Annotated in this window: 7 protein-coding genes; 4 read left to right on the top strand and 3 right to left on the bottom strand. The window is 43.3% G+C overall.

Translation table 11 applies throughout. The annotated features are described in order from the left end of the window. Window positions 1–777: ATP-binding cassette domain-containing protein (locus NT178_16340; GenBank protein MCX5814090.1), on the bottom strand; the 777-nt coding region annotated here is incomplete at its 3' end. A gap of 271 nt (window positions 778–1,048) precedes the next feature. Between NT178_16340 and NT178_16335 the strand changes: the two genes are divergently transcribed. Next, the gene (locus tag NT178_16335) at window positions 1,049–2,239 is read left to right on the top strand and encodes an MFS transporter (protein MCX5814089.1); all 1,191 of its coding nucleotides are present in this window, start codon (window positions 1,049–1,051) and stop codon (window positions 2,237–2,239) included. 13 nt (window positions 2,240–2,252) lie between these two features. Here the strand turns inward: NT178_16335 and NT178_16330 are convergent, their stop codons facing one another. Beyond that, entirely contained in the window at window positions 2,253–4,193 is a 1,941-nt protein-coding gene (locus NT178_16330) for a L,D-transpeptidase family protein (protein MCX5814088.1), read from the bottom strand. Between the two features lie 159 nt (window positions 4,194–4,352). Here NT178_16330 and NT178_16325 point away from each other — a divergent pair, with 159 nt between their 5' ends. The 3 genes from NT178_16325 (at window position 4,353) to NT178_16315 (ending at window position 8,588) form a co-directional block, all read left to right on the top strand. After that, the gene (locus NT178_16325) at window positions 4,353–4,523 is read left to right on the top strand and encodes a hypothetical protein (GenBank protein ID MCX5814087.1); all 171 of its coding nucleotides are present in this window, start codon (window positions 4,353–4,355) and stop codon (window positions 4,521–4,523) included. A gap of 199 nt (window positions 4,524–4,722) precedes the next feature. Continuing rightward, window positions 4,723–6,735, top strand: a complete 2,013-nt coding sequence (locus NT178_16320; protein ID MCX5814086.1) for a PAS domain S-box protein — start codon at window positions 4,723–4,725, stop codon at window positions 6,733–6,735. Window positions 6,736–6,947: 212 nt separating this feature from the next. Beyond that, window positions 6,948–8,588 carry a PAS domain S-box protein gene (locus NT178_16315; protein MCX5814085.1) on the top strand — a complete coding sequence of 547 codons (1,641 nt, stop codon included), beginning with the start codon at window positions 6,948–6,950 and terminating at the stop codon, window positions 8,586–8,588. A gap of 116 nt (window positions 8,589–8,704) precedes the next feature. Here NT178_16315 and NT178_16310 read toward each other — a convergent pair. After that, the coding region (locus NT178_16310; GenBank protein MCX5814084.1) for a GspE/PulE family protein at window positions 8,705–9,855 on the bottom strand (1,151 nt) is incomplete at its 5' end.

Here is a 9,855-nt window from a genome sequence, read left to right as displayed (position 1 = left end):
ACGATTTTTCTTCTGTTCCAGCCAGGAGGAATAATTCCCTTTCCACGGGATCCCCTGTCCTCTGTCAAGTTCCAGAATCCACCCGGCAACATTGTCGAGGAAATAACGGTCATGAGTCACGGCAATAACAGTGCCCGGATAGCTTTGCAGGTGGTGCTCAAGCCAGGCCACGGTCTCTGCATCGAGATGGTTGGTCGGCTCGTCCAGAAGCAGAATATCCGGCTTCTGCAGGAGTAATCTGCACAACGCGACACGGCGTTTTTCTCCTCCAGACAGGATATTGACCGGGGTCTCTCCGGCCGGACAGCGTAGCGCTTCCATCGCCATCTCACGGCGCGAATCAAGGTCCCACGCATCCCATGCTTCGAGTTTTTCCTGTACCTTGCCCTGTCGTTCGATAAGTCTGTTCATCTCATCGTCCGACATCGGTTCAGCGAATCTCTCGTTAATACGATCATATTCCTTGAGGGCAGCTTCTATTTCATGTACTCCCTCTTCCACAACCTCCCGCACCGTCTTTTTGTCATCCAGTTGTGGCTCCTGTTCAAGGAGTCCTACGGTATGGCCGGGAGCAAGGACAGTCTCGCCATTGTACTCTTTATCCGTTCCTGCCAGAATACGCAGAAGGGAGCTTTTACCTGATCCGTTCAGGCCAAGAACACCGATCTTTGCTCCATAAAAATAGGAGAGATAGATATCTTTCAAAATCGGTTTTTTGTCGTAATATTTGCTTACCCCGATCATGGAGTAAATAATCTTGTTCGGTTCATTGCCCATCTTATTTCAAATCCTTTCTGTAGAGATTGTATTTTATACGGTGAGTATACCATAAATATATTGTAATTACATCCATCGTGCGGTAGTCTGGCAGTTTTTCGCTTTACTTTGACATCAGCTTCTTAAGCAACTGATAAGATATTTTTTCGGCATATAAATTAAAATAACAATTGTTAGACTATCTCATATGTTGTTATATTACTGATGCCGTAAGAAAGTTTGTGGTGTGGCATTCAAGCAGTAAAGAAATATTTTAGATTAACGTGTAACGATGATGAAACACTTTTCACGCATAACACATATGTCACGGGAACTAAAGCTCTTTGTTATGGCGTCATTAGCCATGGGCGTAGCATTCAGCATTTTTGATTCTACGTTTAATAATTTTCTTAACGAACGCTTTGCTCTAACCGGTTTTCAACGGTCATTTCTTGAATTTCCTCGGGAATTGCCGGGGCTTCTTGTCGTTTTTCTGTCCGCCTCGCTCTGGTTTCTCTGCAGTCGTCGGCAAAGTGCGGTGGCAATGCTTCTGTGCGCCGCAGGCACACTTCTTATCGGTTTTGCTTCTCCTGCCTATATGATTATGGTGGTCTGGCTCTTCATCTATAGTGCGGGTCTGCATCTTTTTATGCCCATGTCTTCAGCCATAGGCATGGAACTTGCCAGAGAAGGTAGAATAGGACAACGTTTAGGACAACTCAATGCAATCAGAAACCTCGCAGTTATCGGAGGAAGTCTTCTGGTGCTATTGGGTTTTAAGTTTCTGGGATTTACCTTTTTTCATGCCTTCGCACTGTCCGGTTTTGCTTTTATAGTAGCAGCAGGGCTTATGTTTATGATGAAGCCGGATAAGACACATGAGCCTAAAGTATATTTGAAGCTGTATAAGGAATATCGGTTGTATTATATTCTATCTATTCTCTTCGGCTCGCGGAAACAAATATTTCTCACCTTCGGCCCCTGGGTCCTGGTTACGATTTTCCATCAACCGACGCAGACAATTGCCACACTCGTCCTGCTCGGAGGAGGGATCGGCATTCTTTTTCAGCCCTTTCTGGGTTGGGCTATCGACAGGCTTGGCGAGAGGATCGTACTCTTATCAGAGGCAGCGCTCCTCATATTTGTTTGTCTCGGCTATGGATTTTCAAAGTTTCTTTTCCAGGAACAGCCTGCTTTCATTATTACCTGTATTTGCTTCCTTTTGGACCAGATGTTGATGTCAGTCAATATGGCCCGCTCAACGTATATGAAAAAAATCGCCCTACATGATTCCCATGTTCAACCGGCCCTTACGAGTTCCGTTACCATTGACCACATCTTTTCTATTGCCGTTGGTCTGCTGGGCGGCATAATCTGGGATGTATTTGGATTTCAGTATGTATTTCTGTTGGGTGCATTGATTGCCGTCTGCAATTTCTTTGCTGCCTTGAAAATCCGTATTCCAAATATAAAGAACACTTGAGGTTGCAAACAGATTATGACTTTTTCCTTTCCCCGCCGAACAATTCCACTATTTTCTTTACTAAAGCAGGAAGAGACGGATCGCGTGCGCCCATGACAAGAACACAATCGCCTGATCTCGTGTCGATCTTCAGTTCGGTTAACAGCTCGTTGCGGTCCTTTACCGCTTGAGCATTGAACGATACGTGACCGAGACCGGTTATGATATCTTCCGAAGAAATGTCTTTTTGTGTAGTGCCCCCGGCATAGTAGATGGGCAGGAGATAGAGCGAGTCGTTCAGCCGGAAGACGTTTTGAAAGGTTGCGATGTATTCATCCTTCAAGAATCGCGTCGGACCAAACCCGTGCGGTTGGTATACGGCAATAATGCGCCCTGAAAGGCCACGTGCAGTGCTCACCGCAGCCGCTATCTTTGCCGGATTATGAGCAAAATCATCGACTACTTGTACTTTCTGTCCTGTCACGGTTATTGTAAAACGTCGAGCCACACCCTCAAAAGTCCTTACCGCATCGGCAAGAGATGGCCCCTCGCATTCGAAATGCTCGCACACACAAAGGGCTGCGCGCAGGTTCTCAAGATTGTGGTTTCCAGGAAGCGGCAAATGATATTCAATGTTGTTACGAAAAAGTTTAACCGAGGTGGGCAGGAGTTCTTCGTAGTTCGATCGCCAGGAGGCCGAACCAGTTCGGCCAAAGCCGACTGTTGCCGGCAGTGTTGCAAGTCCCGGATCGTCTGCATTTGAAGCAGTCCAGGTCGAGTTCAAAACAAGCGTCTCAAAAAGCACCCTTATCTCGTCAACGCTCTTGTGGTCCTTGGAGATATTAAGAATAACCGCGACCTCCGGAGAATATTTGGTCAACGTTCCGTCGCTCTCGTCTGCCTCTACGACCAGCAGGTCAGAACCGCCGCTCCAGGCATTGCCGATAAACCCCTGTTTTTCGAGCCTGCGCAAGGGCGCGCCGCTTATGAGAGAGGGCGACTTTCCGCATGCGGTCAGGAATTCAAATATCATTGCAGTCACCGTCGACTTACCGCTTGTACCTGCCACTGCGATAGTCTTTTTTGAGGCTATGATTGCGGCAAGCAGATCAGAGCGATGTACGATGGGAAGACCACAGGCGCGAGCAGCAGCGATGTCGGGATTTGATTCTTCTATTGCCGTTGAGATGCAGACCACATCAATATCCGCATTGACGCCTGAACCGTCCTGATTGATGATTTTACATCCAAGCCCCTCAAGCGATTGCCGGATGGAAGCGGTATCCTCACTGGCAAGTAAACGATCGGAACCGGAGACTGAAATCCCCTGAAAACGCAGATATTGTGCGAGGGCGCTCATACCGGTTCCGAAAATACCGGTGAAATGAACGCTTCTGCGCTTACTTTCATTAATAACTATAGGTAAAGGATCAATATAGACGACCGTACCTTCCCTGACAATATCAAACATGCCAAGGATATCCTGATTTCGTAAAGCTATGCATCCATGGGACAATGGGGTGCCTGCCAGATCCTCCCGGTTAGTGCCGTGAATATAGATGCAGCGCTCATAGGAATCCACTCCCGCGCCCTTGTTGATTCCCTCCTCCAGGCCTTCCAGTCTCAGAATACGGGTCAATATCAAATTATCTTCAATAGAAACCTGATCCCAGTCGATGCCCGTATCGCTACGTTCTTTGAAGATACGCCCCACAGGAGCACCAGCTCCGATTTTATCCTTGATTCTATGGACACCGAGGGGTGTTTTGAAGGAGTTCTCCCGATTGCCATTTCCGAAACGGGAGGTGGAGGCGTCGTATCGCTCGATAACGGCGTCTTCCTGGCAGACGAAGAGCGTCTGTGCTTCAATGGATTGGACCAGAAAGAGTTCTCTCGGGTCGGTTAAGAATTTCTGTAATTTATTGTAAATACGATTTAATTGTGCAGTTTCCATCATGTATCCTTCAAAACCCATGCATTCTTCTCCATAGGATGGGCGAGTGGTCTTTTATATCAAGGGACTGAGGACTCTTTCGTTCTGTACGTTTCATGGAAGGCATCGAAGTGTGCGCAGGCCAATCCAAAATTTATGAAAACATCATTTGTACAGAAAGTATAGGAAAATATACCTTTTATGTCAAAGGGATTTATCCACATTATAATGCTTCTCAGGGGTGACCGTGTTCTTGAGCACAGAGGCGTTGTTGCCTTTGAGTCATGCGTTCATAGCCTTGTTGAAAGGCATTCGTTAAATCCGGCTTTCTGGAACTACTCAAAACCACCCCGGATCAAGGGAAGAGCATGAAGTCGGGTTAAGTTAATTATTATAAGTTTAATATAAGCAATATGTAAGTAAAAGACTTTTATAGCTGTAAAAAATCTATATTTACTCAGTTATTTATTTAAACCAGGCCCTGCTCTTGCACTCAGGGTTTTATAGCTGCACTTTCGTTTTTCGTTGTTTTATGTTAAATAAAAAACAATATTTATCAATAACATATCAGATGGATAACAGATTACTCATTACAATCATTGATTTTTTACCCGACGCAACCTTCGCAATTAACAGGAACGGAAATGTTACTGCCTGGAACAAGGCAATAGAAGAGATGACGGGTATTAAAAGAGAAGATATGCTCGGGAAAGGTGATTATGCTTATGCCATTCCTTTCTACAGCAAAAAAAGGCCGCTCCTTATTGACTTTGTTTTGCAAAGCACTAAAGCAGCAGAAGACTCTTACAGTTATATAGAACAACACGGGAGCACTATCTATGCAGAAGCTTACGTGCCTGGCATTAAAAAAGGCACGGGTGGATATCTTTGGGGTACTGCAGCACCTTTGCTGGATGATAACGGTAATATCCATGGGGCTATCGAATCTCTTCGCGATATTACTGATCGTAAAGTGACAGAGTTAAAGCTCAAAGAATCTGAAGAAAAATTCAGACTCCTCTTTGAAAAATCTTCTGACCCCGCAATCTTGTTGGATGGGGATAAAATTATTGACTGCAACGAAGCCACTTTGAGATTGATGCATTGTCCTGCCAAAGAGCAATTGATTGGATTCCATCCATTTGATATATCACCGGAAAGGCAACCCGATGGCCGCCTGTCGTCAGAGAAGGTGCGAGAGTTGATTGATGCCGTGTTCAGGGCAGGGGCTATTGATTTCGAATGGGTACATCGTACTTTTGAAGGGGAAGACCTGTGGATCGATGTCTCGCTTACGTTAATCCCGATTCAGGGAAAACAGATTGTGTTTATGGTATGGAGGAATATTACGGAGCAGAAGCGGGCAGAAGAGGGGCTTGAAAAAGAGAAATACAAGTTCCTTACCCTTATCGAAAATGCACCATTCGGAATGGCCCTTGTTGATAAAAAAGGGTATTACACATTTATTAATGCAAAGTTCCGAGAGATGTTCGGTTATGATCTTCATGATATTCCCAATGGCAGGGAATGGTGCAGAAAGGCTTATCCGGATCCTGAATACAGGCATAAAGTGATTGAAACATGGTTTGAAGACATTGAAAAAGCCACATATGATCCTTCCCTGAAAGAAACCGGAAAGTGGACATTTACTGTAACCTGCAAGGATAGCACAAAGAAAGTTGTCAATTTTATTTCTGTTCGACTGCCAACCGGCGAATATCTTATGACTTATAAAGATATTACTGAATTAAAAAGACTCGAAGCACAGCTTCTCCATTCCCAGAAAATGGAAGCTGTCGGCACCCTTGCCGGGGGAGTTGCTCATGATTTTAACAATATCCTTACAGCAATAATAGGATTTACCACGTTCACAAAGAGGAAACTAAGCTACAACGACCCGGTTCAACATTATTTAGACAATGTACTTTCGGCAGCAGAAAGGGCGGCAAATCTTACTCAGAGTCTACTTGCCTTCAGCAGGAAACAGACGATAAGTCCAAAAAATATCGATATAGATGATGTGATTAGAAAATTTGAAAAACTGCTTATAAGGCTTATAGGCGAAGGCATCGAGTTTAATTTTAAATATTCAGGTGAAAGCTTGATTGTCAAAGCCGATCAGATCCAGTTAGAACGGATACTTATGAACCTTGTGATAAACGCCCGCGATGCAATGCCGAAAGGAGGTTCACTCTCTATCCATACCTGTATAGCCACAATAAATGAGAGATTTGTTGAGGGGCATGGATACGGAAAACCAGGCGAATATGCCTTTATCAATGTATCTGACAGCGGAACAGGTATTGATGAAATAACAAAGAAAAAAATATTTGAGCCTTTCTTCACAACAAAAGAGGTCGGAAAAGGGACAGGACTCGGACTTTCCATTGTATATGGTTTGGTAAAACAGCATAATGGATATATTGAGTGTGAAAGCCAACCAGGGCACGGAACAACGTTTAAAATCTATTTTCCCTTACTTCAATCAGATGTAAAGATAAAAACTATAAAAACAAAACTGACCCACCACCGGCAAAAGCCGATGACGGGTCAATCTCAATTGCATGCGTTGCACAATCAATAGTTATTTCTTCCTAATTCTTTTTGCTTCATACATGGCGATGCCGGCAATCTTTACCGGTGTTTCGATGTCCTTGCCGTTTACTGGATAGATAGCAACCCCCGCACCATTACGGACACAGTTCCTTTTGTTATATGGAAAAGCTTCCCGGAGTATTGTCTTTTTTTCTTGTTTTGTGCTACAAAATCAATATTGATTTATCAGGAGCGTGCCATATGGAGAGCATGTCATTTACTGCAATTATTGATTTTTTACCTGACGCAACCTTCGTGATCGACAGGGGCGGGAAGGTTATAGCCTGGAACAGGGCAATAGAAGAGATGACAGGTGTAAAAAAGGAAGATATCCTCGGTAAAGGCGACTATGCATATGCTATTCCTTTTTATGGTAATAAGAGACCTCTCCTTATCGACTTTGTTTTAGCTAACAGTAGAGAACCGGAGGGACTATATAATTATGTAAAACAATATGGAAATACTATTTATGCAGAAGCATATGCCCCTGGTATTAACAAAGGCATAGGTGGCTATCTTTGGGGTACTGCAGCCCCTTTACTGGATGATAACGGTGACTGCCAGGGGGCAATAGAATCTATTCGTGATATTACCAAACGCGTAATTATAGAAAAAAAACTCAGTGAATCAGAAGAGAAGCTGCGGATTGTTTTTGACCAGACATTCCAGTTTATGGGTCTTTTAAACATTGACGGTATTATAATTTCTGCAAATAAAACAGCTCTGGAATTCATAGGGGCATCAGAAACAGACGTTGTAGGAAAGTATTTTTGGGAGACCCCCTGGTGGGGACATTCAAAAGAAACTCAAAATAAGCTCAGAGATGCTGTAAAAAGGGCGGCTACAGGGGAATTGGTAAGATTTGAAACCACACACATAGACAAAAATAATACACTCCATTATATCGAGTTTTCACTCAGGCCAATTATGGACAAAGATGGGAATATTATCTACCTGAACCCTGAAGGGCTGGACGTTACTGACATTAAAAAAACAGAAAAAACCCTCAAGGAGAGTGAGGAAAAATACCGCGCCATTTTCAATTCAGTGAACGATGCGGTTTTTATTCATGACCTGGAAACGGGTGCTATCGTGGATGTCAACAACCGTATGTGTGAGATGTACGGATATACCCGTGAGGAAGCCCTTAAGACAAGTGTGACGGATTTAAGTTCCGGTGAACCGCCCTATGCAGCGCAGGATGCCCAAAAATGGCTTTACGAAGCTTCTACAGGAGAGCCACAACTCTTCGAATGGCAGGCAAAAGATAAAAACGGCCATTTGTTCCGGGTTGAGATTAACATGCGGCGTGCCTTGATCGGCGAGCATGAGCGTATTCTACTGACAGTAAGGGATATCAGGGAACGGAAAAAGGCAGAAGAAGCATTGAAAATCAGAGATGCAGAATTGGAGATTAAATCAATAAACCTTGAAGAAATGAATACAGCGCTTAAGGTATTGCTCAAAGAGAGGGGAAACGACAAGATTGAGCTTGAAGAAAAAATAGTAACGAATGTCAAAGAATTGGTGTTCCCTTATATTGACAAATTGAAAAAATGCCGGTTAGACTCCCACCATATGACTTATGTGGAAATAATTGAATCAAGCCTTAACGATATTACTTCTCCTTTTTTACAAAAAATAGGCTCAAAATATGCTCGTCTCACACCAACGGAAATACAAATAGCCAATCTCGTAAAGAGTGGTAAAACAACGAAAGAAATAGGCGAAGTGCTCAATATGTCCCTCGGGGCAATCCATTTTCACAGAAACAATATAAGAAAAAAGCTTGGTTTAAATAATGAGAAAGTTAATCTGACCTCCTATCTTTCATCGTTATAAATAGCCATGAGCGTCTGGATGATATGCTCATACTTCTCCTTTTTCATACCCTGAAAATCCAATACAACTGTTATTGCCATAATACCCTTGTTTCATCACCGGGAATTGCTGAAACTTTAAATGCCTTTTATGATTTTGGCTGCCTCTTCAATGGTAGTTGTGCCGTTAAAGAGTTTCGTTAGTGCATTTTCGCGGAGTGTAACCATGCCGTTCTTAATGGCTGCTTTTTGTATTTCATTGGAAGCTGCTTTGTTTTTTGTTAATTCACGTATCTCATCATTTATTTGCATAATTTCAAAAACAGCCGTTCTGCCGAAATAGCCGGTTCCCCTGCACTCCAGACAACCTTCCCCTTTTTGTAATACAACATTCTTTTTCTTATTCAAATCAACATCCAGTTCTTTCTTCAGGTCTTCTTCTTTTATTTCAAATGATGTTTTGCAATGCGGACATATTTTACGGACAAGACGTTGAGCCACTACCCCTATTAAAGTAGAAGCGATTAAAAAGGGCTGTCCGCCCATATCAATGAGGCGTGTAATTGCCGTAGGGGCGTCATTTGTGTGAAGTGTACTGAGCACGAGATGCCCGGTAAGCGCTGCCTGGATTGCGTTTTGAACCGTTTCCGTATCGCGGATTTCACCAACCATAATGATATCAGGGTCCTGCCGTAGCATGGTTCGCAAAACTTTGCCGAAGGTCAAATCAATTTGAGGATTTACAGCAACCTGGTTAAACATGTCATGGACAAGCTCAATCGGGTCTTCGATAGTGCATATGTTTAACTCAGTACTGCTGATTTTATTTAAAGCGGAATATAAAGTTGTTGTTTTGCCGCTGCCGGTAGGTCCTGTTACAAGGATTATTCCATAGGGGTGGTGAATAAATTCATTAAATAATGTCGAATCGTTAAGTGAAAAACCCAGTGCATCAATGTCTTGGAGGAGAATATCAGGATCGAATATTCTCAATACAACTTTTTCGCCAAAGGCTGTAGAAACTGTGGAAACGCGCAGCTCTATTTCCTGTTCCTTATGAATAATCTTTATCCTGCCGTCCTGGGGGCGGCGTTTTTCCGCAATATTCATGCCTGCCATTGTTTTAATTCTGGAAACAATCGCATTGTAAACCACTTTTTTCAGTATATATACATTATGCAAAATTCCGTCTATTCTGAAACGAACAATGCTGATATCCCTTTTCGGTTCAAGGTGAATGTCGCTCGCCCTTTGGTCAAACGCATAATAGAAAAGATTATTTACCGATT

The sequence above is a fragment of the Pseudomonadota bacterium genome (assembly GCA_026388255.1).
Lineage (GTDB): Bacteria > Desulfobacterota > Syntrophorhabdia > Syntrophorhabdales > Syntrophorhabdaceae > JAPLKB01.
Note: the sequence above shows the minus strand (reverse complement) of the source record. Positions and strands in the feature narration are given on the sequence as shown.